The organism is Bacillus marinisedimentorum (genome assembly GCF_001644195.2).
In the GTDB taxonomy this organism is placed as follows: Bacteria; Bacillota; Bacilli; order Bacillales; family Bacillaceae_O; genus Bacillus_BL; species Bacillus_BL marinisedimentorum.
In genome coordinates this window covers 58120-79906 of record NZ_LWBL02000015.1, presented here as the reverse complement: position 1 = coordinate 79906, position 21787 = coordinate 58120, and the positions used below count along the sequence as shown (strand labels likewise).

Below are 21787 nucleotides of genomic sequence, written 5' to 3'. Positions count from 1 at the left end.
ACATTCGCCAAACAGAGAAAATACCAAAACCATCGATACGCTCAGATTAGGCACTTTAAATCGGGCTGTTGATTTCCGCTGCAGGGGCTCGCTTTCACCCAAGGGCACAAGTGCGACATCTGTTCCTGCTTCCCTCCGGTCGCACTCACAGTGTCTTCTTTGCCGCGGGGCGGCGGTGAGCCTCCTCATCGCTGGCGCTCTTGCGGGGTCTCACCTGTCCCGCTGCTCCCGCAGGAGTCGAGCCCCTTACGCTCCAATCAACTGATGAGTGAACAGAGGTCCCGCTTTTATTTTTTTCAAACGGTGGTTTGTATAAAACAAGCAATCCTTCTCGGTTTTTTTGGCCAATAAGAATAATCGTTTCATTCAACCCTTCTATCCAAGTCTAGTGTATCTATCTTGAATGATAATGTCTTATTTGAATGGGTACTGATCTATTTTCCTTAAATGTCCACAGTGGCGATGAGCAATATATAAAAAATTGTTCATTAGTTTTTGCAAACCTTTAGTTTTACAACTTAGTGGATTGCAGCGGAAGGCATTCGACTCCTTGAAAAAAAAAAAAAACTAATTTTTTTCGTGCGGTATCAATTCCAAGAGCCTTTTTCAATGTCCTGCCGGGGCAGCGGACAGCCGTAAGAAAGTTCCAAACGCGAATATTACCACTTTAAAGTTCCAGAATGCCTTTTCCCGCAGCTTGCATACAGCGGGGAAGGCATCTTTTTGTTTGTTTTCCTCCCCTCCCGGCGGACCCAAAACTGTCACTAAAGCCTGCAGCTTCCTGTGATTCACATCACTAACAGTGACTGGCCGGCATGTTACGTTATAGTCAATGAGAATGTTTATCATTTCTATAACCAAAAAAGAAAAGGGGTATCCGCCTTGAGTGAGCTTATCAATAACCGTGAACAGCCTGCAGCCCTTAGATCAGAACGCCAGCAAATAATTGAAGAAATCTTCATGGATCTTTTTAATGGAAAAAGCATTGACGAAGTTCAAGCTGTTTTTGACAGGAAAATCGGTAAAGTGACAGTTGATGAGGTTACACACCTTTCACAAATGCAGCGTGATATATTGGAATCGAAGGATTTGCCCGCCCATGAAGTTAACCGTTTATCAAATGCTCATATGACCATCCTTAAAGGTAACATTGAAGGAGTACAGCGGCCCGAAGAAGAACCGGGACATCCGATTCATACATTCAAACTGGAAAACAGGGAACTTGAAAAGCTGATCCAGTCGAGGCTGCAGCCGCATTTGGCAGCATTCATGGAAGATGATACGGATGATAACCGCTTTAAGCTGGTGGAAGACTGTAATCTGTTGCTCGACATCGACAAACATTATGTACGCAAAGAGCATCTCATTTTTCCGTACCTTGAAAAGTATGGCATCAACGGCCCTTCCGTAAACATGTGGAGAATCGACGACTTTATTCGGGATGCCATAAAAGATTTGAAACATACGCTTATCCATGACACCGAAGATAAACAATCCATTCACGAAAAAGCCGGTTTTGCCGCACAGCAGGTCATTGAAATGATCTACAGGGAAGAAAACATCCTTTTTGCGATGTGCCTGGATCATTTCACGGAAGATGAATGGATAAAAATCGCCCAGGAAAGTGACGAAATCGGCTATTGCCTTACCTCTCCGGCAGCAATGTGGAAGCCTGAAAGGCATGAGCTTGATGCGAATGTGATGTCAGAAGGGTTCATCAAATTGGAAACGGGCATTCTGTCACTCAGTCAGCTTGAGCTGCTGCTGAACCACTTGCCTGTCGATATCACATTCATCGATGATCAGGACGTGGTCCGGTATTTCTCGCAAGGAAAAGAAAGGATTTTCCCGCGGACGAAGGCAGTAATCGGCCGAACCGTACAAAATTGCCATCCGCCGAAAAGTGCACACATTGTGGAGGAGCTGCTGAACGATTTCAAATCCGGCAAGAAAGATAATGAAGATTTTTGGATCAAATTCCGTGATAAATACGTCTATATCCGTTATTTCGCAGTGAGGGACCAGGATGGATCGTATGCCGGCACGCTGGAATTCACCCAGAACATCGATCCGATACAAGCTATAGACGGTGAAAAAAGAATTCTATCCTAACAGATTCCGATTCCGAATGCTTAATGAACATGTACAAAAATCTCATTTTTTGAAAGAAAACGCGGCCAGCCAGATCACCTTATTCTTTTTGGGAGTTCAACCTTCCAAACAGGAAGTAATTCAAGCAGTGGCCATTGTTAAGAATATGGATTAAGGGCAGATGTGCCTCTGCTTTGCCTAATGGCCCGCCAATCGGCGGGCTTTTTTTATGTTTTTTAATCAGCTGAGTTGTGATGTTTATGCGTTGGGATTACTTATAGAGACTGGCTGCTTCATGCCTTCTTCTCCCTGCCCTGCCTTTTTAAAACAAGCATCTCCCCTCTTCCTTTTATACATCCGGTCTGGAGACATTCCCTATCCAGTTTAATCAGTCAATTAACGGGAAATCAAAGATAGTATAGTACCCTTCTACCTATTGTGTTATGCCTTTTTCAGCAAAATGGAAGCGGCGCCGAGCAGAGACGGAATAGGTCTTTATAACAACATAATCTGATTATGAGGAGGAAGCTTTATGAAAGGCTATGCAAGATTCGCAGCGATGATTGCCACTTCAACAATCGTCATGTACTTTCTCATGTTTTTAAATGTCTTTAAGTTCAATCATTTCACTTTAAGTGAAACAAGAATTTACATGGCCCTCCTGATGGGGTCTTGTATGTCAATCATCATGATGCTGTTCATGTGGAAGATGCATAAAAAGCGAGCGGTGAATTTCGCCATTCTCGGCACCAGCGCAGTGGTGTTTGCTTTATCACTTTGGCTTGTGCGGAGCCAGACGACTGTTGAGGATACATCGTTCATGAAATCCATGATCCCCCATCACTCCATCGCCATTTTAACAAGCGAACGCGCGAATTTTTCCGACCCTCGCGTACAGAAATTGGCCGATGAAATTGTAAAAACGCAGGAGAAAGAAATTGCGGAAATGAAGAAACTGATTAAAGACATAGAGGAAGAAAAAGAGAAAGAAGATGAGAAAGAAGATGAGAAAGAGGAATAACAGCAGATGTGCCTGGCACCAGCCTTTTCACCAGCGGAGCCAGGCACTTTTTCAATGGCTACTCAATACCTGAAGTATCGCTTGCCTCCCGTTTGAACAACAGTTTGATATACTCCCGCTTGTCCTTGGAAACGAGGACGTACAGAATGTCACCTGATTTCAACTCCGTGTCGCCGCGCGGTGTAATCAAATGATCGTTTCGAATGACTGCTGTAATTAAAGACTCTGCCGGCAGTGTACACTCCTTTAATTCTTTTCCGGCTACAACAGACTGATCGCCTATATGAATTTCGATGATTTCATTATTCGTCTTGCCGATTGATACCAATTCCAGGCTGTGGGCAGGCTGGGGCTTTTCTGCGCCGGCAAGTCCCAATCTTTCTGCAAGAGGATTGATGGTCGTACCCTGCAGCAGTGCAGAGAGGAGAACGACAAAGAAGACCACGTTGAAAATCATCTGGCTGTTTTCCAGTCCGGCCAGCATCGGATAGGTGGCCAGAACGATAGGTACCGCTCCCCTTAAACCGGCCCAGGAAATAAACAGCTTTTCATTTAATGTATAGTTCGCCAGCGCCATACTGACAAATACTCCAAGCGGCCTTGCAACCATCATGAGGACGAGTGACAACAAAATTCCCTGCCAGGCAATATGGATCAATTGATTCGGAAACACCAGCAATCCGAGAAGGATAAACATCAAAATTTGCATCATCCAGGCAAAACCGTCATTGAAACTGAAGATGGAATGGCGGTACGTCAAGTCAGAGTTCCCTACCAATACTGCCATAACATAAACTGCCAGGAAGCCGCTCGCACCCAATACGGTGGTTATGGCATACGTCGATATGGCGAGCGAAAGAGATAATACTGGATACAGCCCTGCAGAATCCAGGTTTATTTTGTTGATGGACCATACTGAAACTTTTCCGAATAACAGACCCATTATCAACCCAAAACCCATCTGCCAAAAAAATGTGAGAACAAGCCCGATGATCTCCGTTTCCGGAGCTTCAATGACGCTGATTAGCGAAACCGTGAGAAAGATCGCCATCGGGTCATTCGTTCCTGACTCAGCTTCAAGTGTTGAAGACAACTGGGGCTTGATATTTTTGTTCCCAAGCACTGCAAATACGGCAGCAGCATCTGTTGAGCCGACAATTGCCCCAAATAACAAACCTTCCAGCCAACTTAGGCCAAGTATGAATTTTGCGGCAATCCCAATTACGGCGGCAGTGAGCAGCACTCCAATTGTCGCCATCGATACCGAGGCTCCCATTACCTTTCTGACACGCTTCCATTCCGTTTGCAAGCCGCCTTCAAAAAGGATGACAATCAGCGCCAGAACCCCGAACAGCTGCGCCATTCCCGGATTGTCAAAATAAATATAGTTGCTTAACGCCATTCCGACTGCAATAAACAGGACAAGAGCCGGCAATCCGAACTTTGTAGAAAATTTAGTTGAAAGAACACCCAATAACAGCAAAAATGCGAGTAATAAAATCACACTGTTGATTGTCAAAACCGCCTCTCATCTCCTTTCTCTATGACTGTTTTCACTACTGCTTCATTTAGGGCTGCCTGTCTTGTTTCAAAGATTCACATCACTTTGTGTCCTGATCTTTACATCTTTTGAGATTCCAATGTATTTGAGGATTCTGATTTTATATAACATACAAATTTGACGCCTTCCACTTTTCAGGCGCTTGTGGAACAAGTTGTTTTCAGCGGTTTTACCGTCAATCCAAGATGGGGCATGCACCCCCACCCACTCACCGGACATACGATAATTTGATACCTTAAAACCGGGAGGGCAAACGAACATGTCCGAAAATCTTTATTTTTACAATTGCAGCCCCGACTATTTCCGCCAGCCGAATGACACACAGTTAGAAAGTGATATTCAGAAAGCCATCAATGCAGAATATAGTGCGATTTCGTGTTACGGCCAGCTGGCGCGGCTGGCTCCCACTCCGGATGAAAGAAATCGCATCCTGGAGATCCGTGAGGACGAAAGAAGACACTATCGGGAGTTCCTCAGGATTTATACGGGATTAACAGGAAGGCAGCCGGCCTCTGAAATCATCGAAGAATGTCCGGGAACCTATCGGGATGGGATTGTCTTCTCATTCAAAGATGAACAGGACGCCGCCGATTTTTATCAGGATATTGCAGATCGAGCAGGCAATCCCATGATAAAAGACAGGTTCCGCCGGGCCGCAGCAGACGAACAAAACCACGCGGTCTGGTTCTTGTTTTTCATTCATAATGCCCAGCGTTCATACATGTGGTGAAACACCAGGTGGGATATACAGCCTCACTTTTTTTCAAAGGTTCTGTATAAACAAAACCATTCCAATCCCCGGCTCATTCCGGCAGGCACCATCGAATTCTATTCCCAGCGCCATTTGTGTTATTATGAAAAAAGTGAAATGAAGCAAAAAGGAGAATACACAAATGTACTGGGATTATTTTCCGCCGCAAGAAACATTGATCGACCTGGGGATATCAATGGGTATCTTTCTATTATTCCTCGTGTTCAGGAAGATTTTCATAAAATACGTTTTTCATCTTATTTTGAAATTAAGTAAAAAAACACCGACGGACTTTTTTTCTTACGTCCTGCTGTCATTTGAAAAGCCGCTTCGCTGGCTGTTCCTTATTATCGGCATCTATGTATCCATTGATTATTTTCCCTATCTGGAGCAGCATAACGCGCTCTTTTTAAAATTAATAAGATCATCAATAATCGCACTCATTGCCTGGGGTTTATATAATCTGTCTTCAGGATCCTCCCTGTTGTTCATGAAAATAAATGAACGGTTCAACTTCGAGATAGACAAGATTCTGATTCCGTTCCTCTCGAAAGCGATCCGCTTTGTGATCATTGCGATCAGCATCAGTATCATTGCACAGGAATTCGAATATGATGTGAACGGCTTTGTCGCCGGACTCGGCCTTGGCGGGCTGGCATTTGCACTTGCCGCCAGAGACGCACTCGCCAACTTATTCGGGGGGATTGTCATTATCACCGAAAAGCCATTTTCGATCGGGGACTGGATCAAGACACCCACGGTCGAAGGGACTGTTGAGGATATCAACTTCCGCAGCACGCTTGTCCGGACATTTGCCCAGGCGCTTGTCACCGTTCCAAACGCAACACTCGCAAACGAAGCAATCACAAACTGGAGTAAAATGGGGAAACGGCAGATCACCTTCAAACTCGGTGTAACGTATGATACGCCTAAGAGCAAATTGGAGGGTACAATCAGAAAGATAGAAGAAATGCTGAAGAACCATGAGGACATCCATCAGGAGACGATTTTTGTCACCTTCGATGAGTATAACAGCAGCAGCCTCGATATATTCCTGTATTTCTTTACAAATACGACGGTCTGGGGCGATTTTTTGAAAGTGAAGGAAAACGTCAATTTTCGCATTCTGGAAATTCTTGAAGAAGAAGGGGTCTCCGTCGCATTTCCAAGCAGGACCCTCTACTTTGATGCCCAGCCTGAGGGTGTTTCCCATGAGGAAACGTCATTTGAGCGGGGAAATTGAGGCCGGGTTTCACGGGAAACACAAGGTCTTTAACAAGTTCGGTTGGTTGAAAGGAAAACTATTAATTCTCAGCTACTTAAACAGAATGCTTTTTAACACCTTATATATAAAGAAGAACAGCACGCCAAACCGTAAAGGTCAGGCTTGCTGTTCTTCTTTGTTTACGGATAGGGAAATAAAGGAAAAATCCGGATGTCATATAGTTGACCTTATGCCAGGCTTTCCAAACTATTTTATCTTCGATGTTCCATAAAAGGGCAGGATTGCGGGAGAAGGGAATATAGTTTTCTGAATCTTGTCCGTTCCTTTCCGCTGCAGGCATTCGCTTCCGCGGTCGAATGCCTTCCGCTCCAATCCACTCAGTTGCATACCCTTGTTCTTAAAAAGCAATAATTGTTATTCATCAAAATTCCTCTTGGTTTCCTTTTCTCGATTGGCTGTCAATTTACTTTCACATATAACCGCCAAACTGGTAGGGAAAAGGCGTTGTACGAAGCAATTGTTGTCCATCTCACTAGATTAAGCAGTTCTTATAGGTAACAGAGAGTTCTCTGCATTCATAATAATTAGCGCAGGAATGCTAATTATTATCCAAACCAACTGACTAAATAAGATAAAAGCGGGATATCTGTTCACGTGCTAGTTGATTGGAGCGGAAGGGGCTCGACTCCGGCGGGAGCAGCGGGACAGGTGAGACCCCGCAAGAGCGCTAGCGATGAGGAGGCTCACCGCCCGCCCCGCGGAAAGCGGGCCCCTGTAGCGCAAATCAACTCCCCGTTTTAAATGCCATGTATACGAACAGGCTTTTGACCATTTTTTTGTTAAAGAGTCTTTAATAGAGCAACAAAGAGCTCTTCCAGATTGGCTGCTCCCTGTTTTTAATTTTAGCAAACCGAGTGCTAGTTACTTACAGCCATTCGCCCAAGAGGCCCGTTTTCATCGATGATATCTTCCATTTCATATACGGATATCGGAAACATCGGAAAGCCGGTGACATACGGCGTAATTTCATACAGCTGAAAATAGACGACAAGGCATTTATCAGCAATATAAAAGTCTTGATTCGGCCTGATGGATATGAAATCGCCCAGAAGCTGAATATTGCGCTCCTTGATTTGGGCATCAATCAAGCTGGAAAGCTTTGTTACATAATCACTGCCAGGCTTGAACAAGTCTTTCAATTTGCAGAGCTTGCCTTTCTCCAGATCGAACGTCAAAGATTTGATGTACGTCATGCCGTGGGCTGCATAATAATGATACGTATAATTGATGAGCGATAAGCTTAAGACCTGCCGCTGGTTATTTTTGATTTCATAATAGCCGATCATTTCTTCCACAGCTGACGGCATATTCCCGGCCTGTTCATTGATGAGCTGCTGGGTCTGAGAGGCAATCGCCCGATTGATGAACCTTTCCAACCCTTTGTGCGGCATGCCGGACGCCCTGGGGTAAAAGACATATTGCTTCGGGCCGCTGCTCACTTTCAGCGTTTTTATGCCTACAGGGAAGTTTATGGGCATCTTTATCCACCCTCTATTTTTTTACCCATTGTATGACCCGGCGCTCTTCCTTATGAGGTTTGTGAAGAAAAAGGTGTCTGTCCGTTTTTAGTGAGGTTTCTTGCCTGGGACTGTACCGATTAAAGGCAGACTTTTTGCTGTCCCACTTTATATCTCTTTTGATTACCTCGGTATGAGATATAAAAGAAACACAGTAGGACAAAATAATTCAAAATTTTACACACTTTTACAAATTTTAATGGTAATATGTATATTATGTTCTATAAAAATGAAAATTTTGGGGGTTATTGTAATGTCATTAGTACAAAAACAAGATCTTACATCCGAAGATCTACAACTATTAAGTTCCGAAATGAGCAAAAAACAAAAATCAACTGGAACAGCCTGGCTGCTATGGATCTTTACAGGCGGTTTGGGCGGCCATCGTTTTTACCTGGGTAAAACAGGGACTGCTGTTGCAATGTTATTAACTCTTGGCGGTCTGGGTATTTGGACCCTAATTGATCTTTTCTTGCTGAACGGCATGATAAAGGACACGAACGAAAAAATTGAGAATGAAGTACTTTCAGAAATCCGCTTGCTGAAAAATGCCAAACAAAATTCGGCTGCAGCAAATTAGAACCAGCATGACTACTATTTCAAAGAATGACCTTACCTTAGAAGAATTAGCTGTCCTTGAATCAGAAATGCTGAAAAAGAAGAAAAATAGAGAAGCTGCCTGGGGATTATGGGCTGGTTTGAGTTTTTTCGGAGCACATCGTTTCTATACAGAAAACTATGGATATGCTTCAGCAATGCTGCTATCGAGCGCATTACCTATTTTCGGAATTATCTTTTTGTTATCAACCGTTGATTATTTATATGGCTTTAGCAAATTCCTTCTAGGCTTGTTTATTTTTCTCTTAGCGGCATCTGTGATATGGTCCTGGATTGATGCATTTTTCTTAAACAGGCGCATTGAGGAGTTAAATGATAAAACCGAAGCGTACATACTTGATTCGATTAGAAGCCAGAGGGACTTACTGAAGAAATCAGAGTAATTTCATACACCAATCGAGTAACGCCTGCTGTCTGTCAGCAGGCGTTATTTTTTAGCCTTTTGTTATCTATTAAACGCAATCTTCTCCTTTGCCTCTCCAAGCATAATGTTTGTTTCAGCAGGCGCAGTCTGCGCAATGACCTCGCCATTCCTGATTGAATAAAGCACTGGCGCCTGTTTTCGTATTGCTTCATATGCATTCTCCGCATGGAGGACGATCAAATTAGCCGGTTTGCCTTCTTCTACTCCATACTTTTCTTCAATATGCAGTGTTTTGGCGCTGTTATCCGTTACAAAATCAATTGACTGCATGATCTGGTCATAACCCATCAGCTGGGTGATGTGAATGCCCATATGGAGCACTTGCAGCATATTGCCTGTTCCGAGCGGGTACCATGGATCAAATATGTCATCATGGCCGAAGCAGACGTTGATACCTGCCTCCTTCAGCTCCTTGACCCTTGTGATGCCCCTTCGTTTTGGATACGAATCAAATCGGCCCTGAAGGTGGATATTCACTAGTGGGTTGGCGACAAAATTGATGTTCGACAATTTCAGCAGACGGAACAATTTGGACGTATAGGCATCATTATACGAATGCATCGCCGTTGTGTGGCTCGCTGTCACTCGTTCTCCCATGCCAAGCCGATAAGCCTCTGCTGCGACGACCTCGACAAAGCGCGATTGTTCATCGTCGATTTCATCACAATGGATATCAATCAAGCGGTCGTATTTTTGAGCTAATCGGAACGCCGTTTTCATCGATTCAACGCCATACTCCCTCGTAAATTCGAAATGAGGAATGCCGCCGACAACATCCGCACCCATCTTAAGTGATTCCTCGAGCAGCTCTTCCCCATTCGGATAAGAGAGAATGCCTTCCTGAGGAAAAGCGACAATTTGGAGGTCAATGTATTGCGACATTTCTTCTTTCACTTCCAGCATTGCTTCCAGGGCCGTCAAATCGGGATCTGTGATGTCAACATGTGTGCGGACATGCTGGATGCCCTGGGCAATTTGCCACTTCAGTGCTGTCTTTGCCCTCGTTTTGACATCCTCAACCGTTAGGGATTCTTTCCGCTCCGCCCAGCGCTGAATCCCTTCAAACAGCGTTCCGCTCTCATTCCAGTTCGGTTCGCCGGCGGTCAGGGTTGTATCAAGGTGGATATGCGGTTCGACGAACGGGGGAAGGACAAGGTTCCCCTGAACGTCAATGGATTCGTGGCCGCTGCTGGTTTCAATCTCCCGCCCGATTTTTTCGATTTTTCCTGATTCGATAAGGATTTGCCAGACGCCTTCCTTATTTTTCAATGCTGCATTTTTAATGATCATGCTTCCGTCACCTTTTTCACTTTAATTGCAGATTCTGAACTTACGAACTTTTGAACAGCGATGGAAATGGCCACATAAGCAGCTGCCGCGCCGATAATTCCATTCAGAGGCGGAATGCCCGGTACAAATTTGGCCAGCGCCGCTCCAATGGCCCAAGCAGCAATGGCACTCCAGTTTACGGCTTTAAAGGTCATTTTTTCAAATGCAGGATATTTACCGCGATTAAGAATGAAGTAATCTGCCGCAATGATTGCACCGATCGGCGGCAGTGTCGATCCGAGCACAGTAAGGAACCCGACAAAATTGTTGTACAGCCACATCGCAAGGATGGTGCCAATGACCCCGTTAAAGATGACGACCTTGTTCTTTTTGACTTTTGTGATGTTCGAAAATCCTAATCCGGATGCGTATAGGGCATTATCGTTGGTTGTCCAGATGTTCAGCCCGAGAACGATGATGGCCGGCAGGATCAGCCCCTGTAAAAACATCACTTCAGAAATATCTGACTGCCCTGTTGCGATGGCGCCGACCGCTCCAAACAAAAACATCAGCGAGTTTCCGATGAAGAATGCGATGATTGTTGTGATGACGCCTGTCGGTTTCGTTTTTGCAAATCTGGTGAAGTCCGGCGTCAAGGTTCCCCCGCTGATAAAGGAGCCGACCGTGATGGTCAGCGCTGCTGCGATGCCAAGCGTCTCTTCCGGCTGGTAACCCATCAGACCCTGGAACCCGCCGAGTGAACCTGCTGCCTTCAGTACTGAAAATCCTCCCAGTGCGGCAATCGCCGGCACAGCGATGAAACTTAAGATTGTCAGAGCCCTCATGCCGAAAAATGCCGTCGCTGTCATCAGCAACCCTGAAACGGCAATCAATAAAGCAGTATCAATGCCTGTCACCTTTTGAACCGGTACCGCGAACATGGCCACACCGACGCCAAACCAGCCTACCTGTGTGGCACTCAGCAAGAATGACGATAAGTAAGATCCTTTTTCACCGAATGCATAACGGGTCAATAAATGTGTGGAAAGGCCCGTTTTTGCCGCAATATATGCAAGCGATCCTGTATACGCGCCGAGAATCAAGTTCCCCGCCAGTACGACTCCAATAAATTGTGTCATCGATAAGCCCATGCCTAACGCTCCGCCGGACAACATGCTTGCTGAGAAAAACGTAAAACCAAGCATAACGACAAGCATTCTCCAAAATCCTTTCCGTTGCGCCTGCGGCACTGCCTGCAATGAAAAATCCAGATCCACTTTATTTTTTCCCATCGTTAAATTCCTCCCGTTTTAGAATGTCTAAAACTGGTACCGAATCGGATTCGGTTTTTACCTTCAGGGAAAACAAAAGAGGCTTCCTGCCGTCACCGACAGGAAGCCTCTCTTCGCATGGATAAAACATGGGCATAGATAGACCCCGGGTTATCCAAACCATTTCCGCTGTCCTTGTCAGCCTCACGGGACTGAAATTAAAGGTACCAGTATTTGATTACCGCTATTATTACAGGTAACCGGCACAATGTCAACGGAAAGGACGGAAGGAAAACAATTCAAGCATGGAATAGGAATACTCAGTATTGCCGCTTTTCCCGGAACCACAGCGTGGAAATCCATTTCTCCCCAGATTTTAACGGGTGCGACCCATGCCTTGAAAGGGGATGGGGGACAGTGGTTCCTTTTCTGCAATTTTCAAAAACGAGCAGATCTCCTTGTGACGGAGGAACATTAAGAGATAAAGCGGGAAAAAAGGTCTCTCCGCCGGCATGGACGGTATTCAAGTAAAGGAGGGCCGTAAGAATTCGCTGGCCACCCTTAGTAATATGCTTTTTTCCAAGCCGCGCAGAAGAATCAAACGCATCAAAATGTTCATCAAATTTGCCGCCGGCCTGGTACCTGATAACCCGCAGGTCCTCCGCATGGTTAAGCGGCTGGCCCGCGATGGACGCAATTCGGTCAGCCACTTTCTGGACAATTGCATTGCAATCATAGCGGAATTGGGCTTGATCTGATTTTCTTGCTGGCGAGATTTCGGTTTTCGATTGTCCAACAATAGCTGACGGTTGGAGTTTTTGTTCCGCCAAATCAATCAGTTTCTGGCATTCTTTCTTGCTGACCACTTGCTTATAACAACCAATAAATGGATTGTGATCATGATAAACGATAGAAGGTTTTTTCATTCGATTTGCACCCCTGGTTAGTTCTTTAGCAGACATCTCTATGCCGTGGAGCTAAACGTCATACTTTTTATGACTGAAGTTCTGGATTTACTTCATCCTATGCTATGTAAGGGAAGTGCATGGCGTGACGCCAAATGGTTGGAACGTTCTATAATGAAGCCGGAAAAGCTATGGTAATCCTTTACTTTACTTTCGGGTTATTATCCCGACACAAGTGTTAAACTAACTGAAGCTTTCATGTAAAAGGAAGTGACAAAAATGGATTTTTTTGAAGGACAGGAAACCCTTACAACACTGGAATGGGCTCTGCGGGCTGTCATTGCTTTTTTCTTTTTGGTGATTGTCGCAAGAGTCCTTGGACAGCGGTCCATCTCCCAATTGAGACTTCTGGATTTTGTTATTGCTCTTGTGATCGGGAACATTATCGCCCATCCATTATCAGACGAACAACTCGGACTGAAAGGTTCTGTCGTCACGACATCTGTTTTAGTCGCCCTTTACCTTGTTGCGCTGTTCAGCATTCTGAGGTGGCCGGCTGTTCGGAAGCTCATTAATAGTGACCCGGTCATAATTGTGAAAAATGGAGAAATCTTAAAAAAGGGATTGAATAAGGCGAGGATTTCCATCGATGTGCTGCTGGAAGAATTACGTGAGGAGAAAGTGAAAGATGTAAAAAATGTAGCACTTGCACTCTGGGAATCAGACGGCAAAATTTCGGTCTTTATGGACCCGCAATACGATCCGGTCACACCGGCTTCTATGCAGAAGGGGGCAGAGCCATTCGATTTCCCGAAGACGGTCATAAAAGAAGGCAAGATTAATGACATAGAGTTGAAGCAAATCCAAAAGGATGAAGGCTGGCTGATTTCTGAATTAAAAAAGATGCACCATACGGATGTGAAAAACGTGCTGCTGGCGACCGTTGACAGGAATGAGACCTTGAAGGTGTTCTTATACAGATGAAAGGAGAACAGTTGTCAGATCAGCACCTGTCCTCCTTTCATCGGATATCAAACATCCAACACCAGCCGGCCTTTCCCCCGTGAAACACAGCTTAGCATCCTTTGCTGTGATCTTTGCTGTTCTTCTGTCAGAAACGAATCATAATGAATAATTTCCCCCTCTTCCACCTTCACTTCACACGTCCCGCAGCCGCCTGCACGGCAGGAGTAAGGGATATCGACTCCGTTTTGATGAAGCGTTTCGAGCAGGGAAGTATCCGCTGGAACCTCAAGCTGCCCGCCGCTCCTTTGCAGTTTCACCTGGAACGGATGCCGTTCCTTTATCGGCGGCGGAGCAAACCGCTCAAAATGAACGTTGAAGGATGGATATCCATAGGCTGCCGCTGTTTTTGAAAACTCGTCTATCATGGTCTCAGGGCCGCAAAAATAAACATGAGTACCGATCCGATGGTCCGAAAGCTGAGTCGGCGACAACCGTTTTCCGTCCTCTTCCCTTGAAAAATAAAAACGGCATTGATTCGGATAGTTCTTGCGCAAATAGTCATAAAAAGCGCACTGCTCCTTGGTTTTTGCCGCGTAATGCAGCTCAAAGGAACCTCTTTTTTCGGCGAGCTCTGCCATCATGGATAAAAATGGGGTTATGCCGATGCCGGCTGCATAAAATACATGATGTTTTGCCTGGAAACTTAGTTGAAAATGATTTTTCGGCCAGCTGACAGAGAGTACATCCCCTTTTTTAACATTTTCGTGCATGAACCTTGAGCCGCCAGCCGAGTCTTCTGACAGCCGGACCGCAATCTCAAACAGCCCCCGTTCAGCCGTCGTATTAAAAAGCGAATAGTGCCGTTCAAGTGTACCCGAGGAATGCGGCAAGAAAACTGTAATATGCGAACCGCCGCTGAAAGGCGGGAGCGGGGAGCTGTCAATGGCTTCAAGGGTGAATCGTTTAACAGCGGAGGTCTCTTCTATTATATTTTTTACTCGTACTTCTATTTTTGGATTTTGCTGCAAGTGAATGCCCTCCCTATTGCTGAATGATCATATTGTGGTATAGCCAAGATAGCCTCCCAACCGGCGCGAAAAATGGCTGGAAACCTCGAGTTCGATGCCGCATTGGCTGCATGTGATATTCTGTTCATCCTCCGCCTCATTCACCCCGTGGCATTTACTGCAAATGACCTGCTTTTTTATAGCCCCAAGCACGTTCACCTGCATTTCCTGTTCTGAAAAACCGGCTTCAAGGGCAAGTTTTTGTATCCGGTTCACAAAGCCCTGCGTCCCCGATACATATAAATACGTGCCCATTTTTTGCTGGCTGAACCAGTGATTCAGGGAGGAATCGGATTCGTGTCCGATTGTCTTAATTTCAAATGGGACATGTTCTTCTTCAGCTTGAGGAATGAGGGCATTGAGAACTTCCGCCCCCTTTTCATCAGCGCAAAATAAATACTTCCTTTTCCCCTTCTTGAGTGAAAGCTCTGCCTGGACCTGACTCATCTCTTTTCCACTTCCTCTGCAAGATAGTCAAGCACCTGCTGCCGAAACAGGCCGATCCCTTTGTAGTCAGCGATGAAATCAGGGAGCTCCTGAAGAATCGCATAAAATTGCTCCAGCCAGGGCGTATGCTGGATGAACGTTTCCAATGGCATCGTGTGTGTATGAATGGTAAATAAAATGCCATTGCTTTTTGGAAGGCGGAACAGCTTTTGCACTTCCACCCTGAAATGGACAAGCTCACCGGCATTTTCCTTTGTCACCTGCCTGCGGGCCTTCCCCCATTTGGAGAAGGTTTCAAGGGACGTATCGAGCCGGTTCCCGGCCATGAGTGACCAATTCTTCCTCCACCACGGCGTCCCGGCCTCCAGCCGCATTAAAAACTGCAGGATGCGGTCATCAAGGGCATCGGCCTGAAATCCGGGGATCGGGGTATGAATTTCTTTAAAGTTCATGCCGAGGTCGAAATAAAGCGACCAATTCGCCGGAAAACAGAGCTGCCCGGCATCCAAAAACAAGTCGCCGTCCCGTTCCATCATCAGGATCACATCTTCCTGTACATGGCGGCCGATAAAATCCAGAGGCTCTTCTTCAAGGGTTGTACTGTCACCGAAAGTGAAGACAGCGGTTTCATTTGTCTGGACGCTTGTAAACGTCCAGCGGTCACCCTTTTTTTCTAAATTGAATTTTTCAGGATAATAAAAAACGAGTTGATGAATAACGAGATCGACAATTTCCCATTGTGCCTCAATTGTATGTGGCAATGATTGATAGCAGCGTTCCGGGTGCTTTGTCAGCAGCTCTCGTTTCAGGCGGATTTCATCCAGGTACTTGTCTGTCAACTCTATCGCTTGTGGAGGATCTAGCGGAACCGCGTTGTTGGAGTATCTGTAGACGTCACTGTCTTTAAAGGGATATGGAAAGGATTGAAAATCATCTTGTAATTTCATAGATTCACCTTTTCAGAATTTTTCATATACTTCTACTATAACAAAAAATAGTAGGATAGTAATGCCGCATGGTTTATTTGCAGTCAGTAAAGGACTGATCCTTATGCAAATCTATCCATCCCTCTCACCTTTTCTACATAAAAACGCCTGGTTTTTACCAGGCGACAGAAGTTGAATAGTCCTTTTACAAAATCATATCGGAAATTTTAAATAGATACTCATCAGGGAGGTTATCTGCTTCCCTGGATATTTCTGCCCTCAAGCTTTCCCTTCCCTTTATGATAATCTCATCTTTTTTAATGGATATCTTTCCAAAACTGTATGGTGCCCAATATGTATCGATGAAGTCGATATGGGCAACACCTGATTTCCCCGATTTCAACTCGGTAACCCTAAGCTTGTATTCTGCTTTATTGAGATGGCTCTTTGGAACGTTATAGATGACCTCTGCCAAATAGTTCTTATTTTGTTTGGAAGCATAGGTCAATTCCATATCCGGTCCATTGTTTTTAACAAGAGTAATAACTTCCTCGATTTTTTCCGATTCTAAGTCATCAATTTCCGCAATTAATCTCAGCCCAGCGCAAATACTGTTGAACAGCATCTGTGATTTCACTTCATCATCAGAAGATAGGTACGTGGACAAGTCCAGCGTAGAATACGTATATTTGTGCCAGGTTTCCAAGGCGATTTCCTGTTTTGCCTGTTCCATCGTTTCAGCAATATTGATATATATTTCATCATAATTGGGAAGCAGCACATTAGCCCTTCTTAATAAATTACTGAATATAGCTGAATAGATAAAATCGAATGGAGCCAGCGCCCCCTTTTCAAATTGGCTGTAGATGCGGATTCCCGTTAACTTTCGGGTTAACGGACGGGGATTAATTGAATAGCTGTACAATAAACAATCCGCCCTTTTGGCCTGGTTTCCAAACCTCGTGTTTTGTTCATGTTGTGCATATTGAACGAGCTCTTCCCTTGTCTTTGGCGCATGTTCAATTGCATGTTTATAATCATCAAGAAGTTTTGCTTGCTGAAAATCCATCGGTTCTTTACGTTCGATAAGGGGCACCCTTTTAATGGCTTCTTCCGCTTTGAATAACCCCTGCCTGAAATCCTCTATATCCAGCCCGCTTGAACCGTTGAAATCCCCGTTCACTTCTACTTCGGCAATCGTATTATAAAGGGATTTCAGCTTCAGTTTCCTCGTTGGGGGAGCATTAGTGACAAACCGGATCAGGATGCATTCATAGGTATGTCCATGAAATGTGCCGATAAGGTGTTCATTTAAAAATGTATCAAGCAAGTGCAGCGACACATTGTTTGTCTCTTTCGTTTTGAAATCTTTATACTCAATCAGAAACCTCATCGGACGGCTCCTTTTCATTTAGGTTCTGCTTACCATTATATACCGACAGGTGCCTGTCACTGCTCGGATTTTGTCGAAAATCACGTGCCATCCACCCTGTTTAACAGGCATATCTGGAAGGTTTACTGCCATGGGTCATGACCATCATAGGAACTATTTAAAATATACGGTTTTAAAGATGGCCGAATAATGGGAAAATAAAAGGTGGATGTTTTTTCGAATACTGAAAAAGGAGTGGAATGCATGAACCAAAACCAGTTTGACAAAATGAAAAACGGAAAAGGATTTATCGCTGCACTCGACCAGAGCGGCGGGAGCACGCCGAAAGCGTTGGCGGCGTACGGTGTACCGGAAGATTCCTATAACGGTGAAGATGAAATGTTCGATCTGGTACATGAAATGAGGACAAGGATCATCACATCCCCTGCCTTCAATTCCGACCGCATTCTCGGCGCCATCCTGTTCGAACAGACGATGGACCGCGAAATCGAAGGGCAGTACACCGCCGACTACCTTGCTGATAAAGGCATTGTGCCTTTCCTGAAGGTGGACAAAGGCCTCGCCGACCAGGAAAATGGCGTCCAGCTCATGAAACCGAACCCTGGCCTTGATGAAACGCTGCGCCGCGCCAACGAACGGAATATTTTCGGCACCAAAATGCGTTCTGTCGTTCATGAACCGAACGAGGAAGGCATCAAAGCGGTCGTGGCTCAGCAATTCGACATCGGGAAACGCATCGTTGCTGCCGGCCTTGTTCCGATCATTGAGCCGGAAGTGAACATTCACAGTGAAAACAAGGAACAATGCGAGGATATCTTGAAGCAGGAAATCCAGAAACACCTGGACGATCTATCCGAAGATCAAAACGTGATGCTGAAGCTGACCATCCCAACAAAAGCCAACTTGTATAAAGAACTCATCGACCATCCGCGCGTCGTTCGGGTTGTCGCCCTTTCCGGCGGCTATTCCCGCGAAGAAGCCAATGAGAAATTGAAAGAGAACGACGGCATGATTGCAAGCTTCTCCCGTGCGCTTGCCTCAGACTTGAACGCCAATCAATCAGACGAAGAATTCAACGAGAAGCTGCAGAAGGCCGTAGATTCGATCTATGATGCTTCTGTAAATAAAAAATAATAGGCACTGCCAAAAAAACGAGCCCTGCATCAGGGCTCGTTTCATTTTATGGTGGTATATCGCCGCTCCGGCTTGTTTTACATCGAATGGACAAGGGTCCGCTCTTTGGCCTGTTCTTTCGGGCTTAGGCCAAGCGTCTGCGCTGTATAAGCATGAAGCTCTTTGAAAAGCTCAGGGTTGTCCACTAAAGAAACACGGTAGGACGGGATCATTTCCTTAATTTTTGTTTCCCACTCTGCCATCTGGAGCGGGAAGCAATTTTCCAGCACTTCAAGCATTACGTTCACAGCGGTGGAAGCACCCGGAGAAGCACCGAGCAGTCCAGCAATCGAGCCATCTGCAGAACAAACGACTTCCGTGCCAAACTGGAGTGTTCCTTTGCCGGCGTCAGTATCCTTGATCACTTGCACACGCTGACCCGCTACGACGATATCCCAATCCTCGATTTTGGCGTCAGGAATAAACTCCCGCAATTCTTCCATGCGCTTCTCCTTCGATAACAACACTTGCTGAATCAAATATCTTGTCAACGGCATTTCTTTTACCCCGGCCATCAGCATCGTCATCATATTATTCGGTTTAACAGAACCGACCAAGTCAAAATTCGAACCGGACTTTAAAAACTTCGGTGAAAATCCCGCAAACGGCCCGAACAGCAATGTTTTTTTATTGTCGATATATCTCGTATCAAGATGCGGCACAGACATCGGCGGTGCACCAACCTTTGCCTTTCCGTACACTTTTGCTTGATGCTTCGCGACAACTTCCGGATTGCTGCATACCATGAACAGTCCGCTTACCGGAAAGCCGCCGATTTGTTTGGACTCAGGAATACCGCTTTTTTGCAGTAAAGGCAGACTTCCGCCCCCCGCGCCGATAAAAACGAATTTTGAAGTATGGGTTTCGGTGATGCCGCTGTCAAGATCCTGCACTTTCACTTCCCATAATCCATCGCCGGCCCTCTTAATATCTTTGACACTATGCTTATAGTTTATTTGGACGTTTTTATTCGTTAAATGATTAAATAACATGCGTGTCAACGCACCGAAGTTGACATCGGTACCGGAATCAATTTTCGTTGCCGCTATCGGTTCATCCGATGCACGGCCTTCCATCATAAGAGGAAGCCATTCCTTAAGTTTTTCAGGATCATCGGAAAACTCCATTCCTTCAAACAATGGATTGCTTGACAGCGCTTTAAAACGTTTTTTCAAAAAGGCTGCATTCTCTTCACCCTGTACGAAACTGACATGGGGCAGCGGCCTGATAAACTTCTGCGGGTCATGAATCAGGCTGCTGTTGACAAGGTAAGACCAAAACTGCCTTGATAGCTGAAACTGCTGATTTACGTTTATTGCTTTCTTGATATCAATCGTTCCGTCAGGCTTTTCGGGTGTGTAGTTAAGCTCGCACAGTGCGGAATGGCCAGTACCTGCATTGTTCCATTCGTTAGAGCTCTCTTGTGCCGCGTTTGGTAGTTTCTCAAACACTTTGATTTCCCATTCCGGTGCCACTTCTTTCAATAATGATCCCAAAGTCGCACTCATGATTCCGGCCCCAATTAAGATAACGTCTGTTTCCTTTTGAATACTGCTCATTATAACCTTCCTTATCACCTGAAATTTTTAAAAAGAGCGGGCACTCCTGCTTATGTGTCATAAAAAGCAAGGGGATGCCAGGGAATACACTTTTATTGCCTTATCACGGCTGATAGAATGTATAGGTTTTCACAACTTCTATTATCGTATATTTTTTAACTATTTTAAAGTGGTAAATAGTGAAAACGTGTACAAAGTTAATAAATACGATAAAACCCATGTCTTTGAGTTGGACATGGGTTTAAATAAGTAGGCCGGTAATGCCTATTTGATTATTTTTCCTTATGATAAGCTTGCGTCATTTATTGGAAAAACTAGATAGGAAGGACTCACCAATCTCTGATCTATATATCTCTCAATATATAATATAAAGTTCTTTAGATTCTCTTCTAAAAGCTTCGATTTTCACTTTTAATTCCCTTATTCATTTTTATAATATAACATTTGCCAATATCTTACTTCACGGATCATGAAATTTTTCCATTACTGTCCTTGAAGGTTAGGCGTTTAACCACCTATTTGTTATGCGTGTAAAAAAGGTCAGATTCAATAGTCTAGCCTCTGCTGGCTCTTGACGGAATTCACACTAAACTTAAAGGATCCGATCATTAACATATGATACCGTACACCCTACCTATCAAACTGACGGTCATATAAAAAATAAAACGTTCATTATTCTTATTGACTCTCACGTTACGGAATACTTTATAGTAACTAGTGAAGGGAGCGAAACAAGATGAAAGTGAAGGAAGTTGCTGATTTAGTGGGAATTAGTGTGCGCACACTACACCATTATGATGAAATTGGATTATTAATCCCGGAGAAAACCAATGAGGCTGGTTATCGTGCATACACTGACGAGAATCTCGAAACCTTGCAGCAAATATTATTTTTTAAAGAACTTGGCTTCCCTTTAAAGAAAATCAAAAAAATTCTTGATAGTCCATCATTTGACCGGCAAGAAGCACTGGAAATGCAGCATAAAATGCTTCTAGAAAAAAAGCGCCGGCTCGATAAGATGATCGGGACGATTGAAAAAACCATTCAACAATCGAAAGGAGAGATACAAATGTCAAATCCAGAAAAATTCGAAGGCTTTGATTTTAGCCATAATCCATATGAACAAGAAGCAAGAGAAAAGTGGGGTGATAAAGCAGTCGATGAAGCGAATGAAAAAGCCAAAAACCTGACTGTTGTTGATCAAGAAAAATTTAACGAAATCTATCGTAACCTGGCCGCCATTCGCAATCTCTCACCTGATTCCAAAGAGGCTCAAGAAGGAATTAAAAAATGGTATCAGTTCTTAAACAAAATGAGGAACTACTCCCCTGAGGCCTTCAAGGGATTAGGCCAAATGTATGTAGATGATGAGCGCTTCACGAAAAACATTGATAGATTCGGTGAAGGCTTAGCGGCATTCATGCGCGATGCCATGGCAGTCTATGCAGACACACACAAATAATATAAGAAAAAAATGTATGTCGTCTTAATAGAGATAAAACAACAAAAGGTGTCTTAATGAAGAGGTTGGGACATAACCAAT

20 protein-coding genes are annotated in these 21787 nt (G+C 44.6%); 10 read left to right on the top strand and 10 right to left on the bottom strand.

What is annotated here, in order from left to right; all coding sequences use genetic code 11:
* Positions 1-882: 882 nt before the first annotated feature.
* From A4U59_RS04520 to A4U59_RS04515, 3 genes are all read left to right on the top strand, one after another.
* A complete protein-coding gene (locus A4U59_RS04520; RefSeq protein WP_070120085.1) occupies positions 883-2112 on the top strand; it encodes a DUF438 domain-containing protein in 1230 nt (409 codons plus the stop codon).
* A gap of 16 nt (positions 2113-2128) precedes the next feature.
* Positions 2129-2266, top strand: a complete 138-nt coding sequence (locus tag A4U59_RS21660; protein WP_169823911.1) for a hypothetical protein — start codon at positions 2129-2131, stop codon at positions 2264-2266.
* 357 nt (positions 2267-2623) lie between these two features.
* Complete coding sequence (locus A4U59_RS04515; RefSeq protein ID WP_070120083.1) at positions 2624-3112, top strand: DUF305 domain-containing protein; 489 nt, start codon at positions 2624-2626, stop codon at positions 3110-3112.
* A gap of 58 nt (positions 3113-3170) precedes the next feature.
* Here the strand turns inward: A4U59_RS04515 and A4U59_RS04510 are convergent, their stop codons facing one another.
* Positions 3171-4616, bottom strand: a complete 1446-nt coding sequence (locus A4U59_RS04510; RefSeq protein WP_245680494.1) for a potassium/proton antiporter — start codon at positions 4614-4616, stop codon at positions 3171-3173.
* Positions 4617-4932: 316 nt separating this feature from the next.
* On the opposite strand from A4U59_RS04510, the gene A4U59_RS04500 reads away from it, so the two are divergent.
* Together A4U59_RS04500 and A4U59_RS04495 are read left to right on the top strand one after the other, a co-directional pair.
* Complete coding sequence (locus tag A4U59_RS04500) at positions 4933-5403, top strand: ferritin-like domain-containing protein (protein ID WP_070120079.1); 471 nt, start codon at positions 4933-4935, stop codon at positions 5401-5403.
* 163 nt (positions 5404-5566) lie between these two features.
* Positions 5567-6667, top strand: coding sequence for a mechanosensitive ion channel family protein (locus tag A4U59_RS04495; RefSeq protein WP_070120078.1), 1101 nt, complete (start codon positions 5567-5569; stop codon positions 6665-6667).
* Between the two features lie 899 nt (positions 6668-7566).
* On the opposite strand, the gene A4U59_RS04485 is transcribed toward A4U59_RS04495, so the two are convergent.
* On the bottom strand, positions 7567-8187 hold the full coding sequence (locus A4U59_RS04485) for a DUF3298 and DUF4163 domain-containing protein (RefSeq protein ID WP_083270655.1): 621 nt from the start codon (positions 8185-8187) through the stop codon (positions 7567-7569).
* 100 nt (positions 8188-8287) lie between these two features.
* Between A4U59_RS04485 and A4U59_RS22180 the strand changes: the two genes are divergently transcribed.
* Both A4U59_RS22180 and A4U59_RS04475 read left to right on the top strand, forming a co-directional pair.
* Positions 8288-8806, top strand: a complete 519-nt coding sequence (locus tag A4U59_RS22180; protein ID WP_083270654.1) for a TM2 domain-containing protein — start codon at positions 8288-8290, stop codon at positions 8804-8806.
* Entirely contained in the window at positions 8775-9227 is a 453-nt protein-coding gene (locus A4U59_RS04475; protein ID WP_083270653.1) for an NINE protein, read from the top strand. The genes A4U59_RS22180 and A4U59_RS04475 overlap by 32 nt, the downstream gene beginning before the upstream one ends.
* Before the next feature lie 62 nt (positions 9228-9289).
* Here A4U59_RS04475 and A4U59_RS04470 read toward each other — a convergent pair whose 3' ends face one another.
* The 3 genes from A4U59_RS04470 to A4U59_RS04460 all read right to left on the bottom strand — a co-directional run bounded on the left by A4U59_RS04470 (position 9290) and on the right by A4U59_RS04460 (position 12734).
* Positions 9290-10558 (bottom strand): cytosine deaminase, encoded by a 1269-nt coding sequence (locus A4U59_RS04470; protein WP_070120074.1) that lies wholly within the window; start codon positions 10556-10558, stop codon positions 9290-9292.
* Positions 10555-11829 (bottom strand): cytosine permease, encoded by a 1275-nt coding sequence (gene codB / locus A4U59_RS04465; protein ID WP_070120073.1) that lies wholly within the window; start codon positions 11827-11829, stop codon positions 10555-10557. Before codB ends, A4U59_RS04470 begins: the two co-directional genes overlap by 4 nt.
* A gap of 299 nt (positions 11830-12128) precedes the next feature.
* Positions 12129-12734 (bottom strand): prolyl hydroxylase family protein, encoded by a 606-nt coding sequence (locus A4U59_RS04460; RefSeq protein WP_070120072.1) that lies wholly within the window; start codon positions 12732-12734, stop codon positions 12129-12131.
* 258 nt (positions 12735-12992) lie between these two features.
* Between A4U59_RS04460 and A4U59_RS04455 the strand changes: the two genes are divergently transcribed.
* On the top strand, positions 12993-13697 hold the full coding sequence (locus A4U59_RS04455; RefSeq protein ID WP_070120071.1) for a DUF421 domain-containing protein: 705 nt from the start codon (positions 12993-12995) through the stop codon (positions 13695-13697).
* A 47-nt stretch (positions 13698-13744) separates the two neighbouring features.
* Here the strand turns inward: A4U59_RS04455 and A4U59_RS04450 are convergent, their stop codons facing one another.
* The 4 genes from A4U59_RS04450 to A4U59_RS04435 all read right to left on the bottom strand — a co-directional run bounded on the left by A4U59_RS04450 (position 13745) and on the right by A4U59_RS04435 (position 17512).
* Positions 13745-14707, bottom strand: a complete 963-nt coding sequence (locus tag A4U59_RS04450) for a PDR/VanB family oxidoreductase (protein WP_070120070.1) — start codon at positions 14705-14707, stop codon at positions 13745-13747.
* Between the two features lie 27 nt (positions 14708-14734).
* Positions 14735-15193: a dimethylamine monooxygenase subunit DmmA family protein gene (locus A4U59_RS04445; protein ID WP_070120069.1), complete on the bottom strand. Its 459-nt coding sequence runs from the start codon at positions 15191-15193 to the stop codon at positions 14735-14737.
* The gene (locus A4U59_RS04440) at positions 15190-16140 is read right to left on the bottom strand and encodes a heme-dependent oxidative N-demethylase family protein (protein ID WP_070120067.1); all 951 of its coding nucleotides are present in this window, start codon (positions 16138-16140) and stop codon (positions 15190-15192) included. Before A4U59_RS04440 ends, A4U59_RS04445 begins: the two co-directional genes overlap by 4 nt.
* A gap of 184 nt (positions 16141-16324) precedes the next feature.
* Positions 16325-17512, bottom strand: coding sequence for a hypothetical protein (locus A4U59_RS04435; protein ID WP_070120065.1), 1188 nt, complete (start codon positions 17510-17512; stop codon positions 16325-16327).
* A 243-nt stretch (positions 17513-17755) separates the two neighbouring features.
* Here A4U59_RS04435 and A4U59_RS04430 point away from each other — a divergent pair, with 243 nt between their 5' ends.
* On the top strand, positions 17756-18646 hold the full coding sequence (locus tag A4U59_RS04430) for a fructose bisphosphate aldolase (protein ID WP_070120063.1): 891 nt from the start codon (positions 17756-17758) through the stop codon (positions 18644-18646).
* Positions 18647-18723: 77 nt separating this feature from the next.
* Here A4U59_RS04430 and A4U59_RS04425 read toward each other — a convergent pair whose 3' ends face one another.
* Positions 18724-20244 (bottom strand): malate:quinone oxidoreductase, encoded by a 1521-nt coding sequence (locus A4U59_RS04425; RefSeq protein WP_070120061.1) that lies wholly within the window; start codon positions 20242-20244, stop codon positions 18724-18726.
* A 736-nt stretch (positions 20245-20980) separates the two neighbouring features.
* On the opposite strand from A4U59_RS04425, the gene A4U59_RS04415 reads away from it, so the two are divergent.
* Positions 20981-21706, top strand: a complete 726-nt coding sequence (locus A4U59_RS04415; RefSeq protein WP_070120058.1) for a MerR family transcriptional regulator — start codon at positions 20981-20983, stop codon at positions 21704-21706.
* The last annotated feature ends 81 nt before the right edge of the window (positions 21707-21787 follow it).

Bases quoted from the DNA above. Each gene is read 5' to 3' on its own strand.
- A4U59_RS21660 (WP_169823911.1), top strand. From the start codon at position 2,129: ATGCTTAATGAACATGTACAAAAATCTCATTTTTTGAAAGAAAACGCG.
- A4U59_RS04515 (WP_070120083.1), top strand. From the start codon at position 2,624: ATGAAAGGCTATGCAAGATTCGCAGCGATGATTGCCACTTCAACAATC.
- A4U59_RS04500 (WP_070120079.1), top strand. From the start codon at position 4,933: ATGTCCGAAAATCTTTATTTTTACAATTGCAGCCCCGACTATTTCCGC.
- A4U59_RS04495 (WP_070120078.1), top strand. From the start codon at position 5,567: ATGTACTGGGATTATTTTCCGCCGCAAGAAACATTGATCGACCTGGGG.
- A4U59_RS04485 (WP_083270655.1), bottom strand. From the start codon at position 8,187: ATGCCCATAAACTTCCCTGTAGGCATAAAAACGCTGAAAGTGAGCAGC.
- A4U59_RS04475 (WP_083270653.1), top strand. From the start codon at position 8,775: ATGCCAAACAAAATTCGGCTGCAGCAAATTAGAACCAGCATGACTACT.
- A4U59_RS04470 (WP_070120074.1), bottom strand. From the start codon at position 10,558: ATGATCATTAAAAATGCAGCATTGAAAAATAAGGAAGGCGTCTGGCAA.
- codB (WP_070120073.1), bottom strand. From the start codon at position 11,829: ATGGGAAAAAATAAAGTGGATCTGGATTTTTCATTGCAGGCAGTGCCG.
- A4U59_RS04460 (WP_070120072.1), bottom strand. From the start codon at position 12,734: ATGAAAAAACCTTCTATCGTTTATCATGATCACAATCCATTTATTGGT.
- A4U59_RS04455 (WP_070120071.1), top strand. From the start codon at position 12,993: ATGGATTTTTTTGAAGGACAGGAAACCCTTACAACACTGGAATGGGCT.
- A4U59_RS04445 (WP_070120069.1), bottom strand. From the start codon at position 15,193: ATGAGTCAGGTCCAGGCAGAGCTTTCACTCAAGAAGGGGAAAAGGAAG.
- A4U59_RS04440 (WP_070120067.1), bottom strand. From the start codon at position 16,140: ATGAAATTACAAGATGATTTTCAATCCTTTCCATATCCCTTTAAAGAC.
- A4U59_RS04435 (WP_070120065.1), bottom strand. From the start codon at position 17,512: ATGAGGTTTCTGATTGAGTATAAAGATTTCAAAACGAAAGAGACAAAC.
- A4U59_RS04430 (WP_070120063.1), top strand. From the start codon at position 17,756: ATGAACCAAAACCAGTTTGACAAAATGAAAAACGGAAAAGGATTTATC.
- A4U59_RS04425 (WP_070120061.1), bottom strand. From the start codon at position 20,244: ATGAGCAGTATTCAAAAGGAAACAGACGTTATCTTAATTGGGGCCGGA.
- A4U59_RS04415 (WP_070120058.1), top strand. From the start codon at position 20,981: ATGAAAGTGAAGGAAGTTGCTGATTTAGTGGGAATTAGTGTGCGCACA.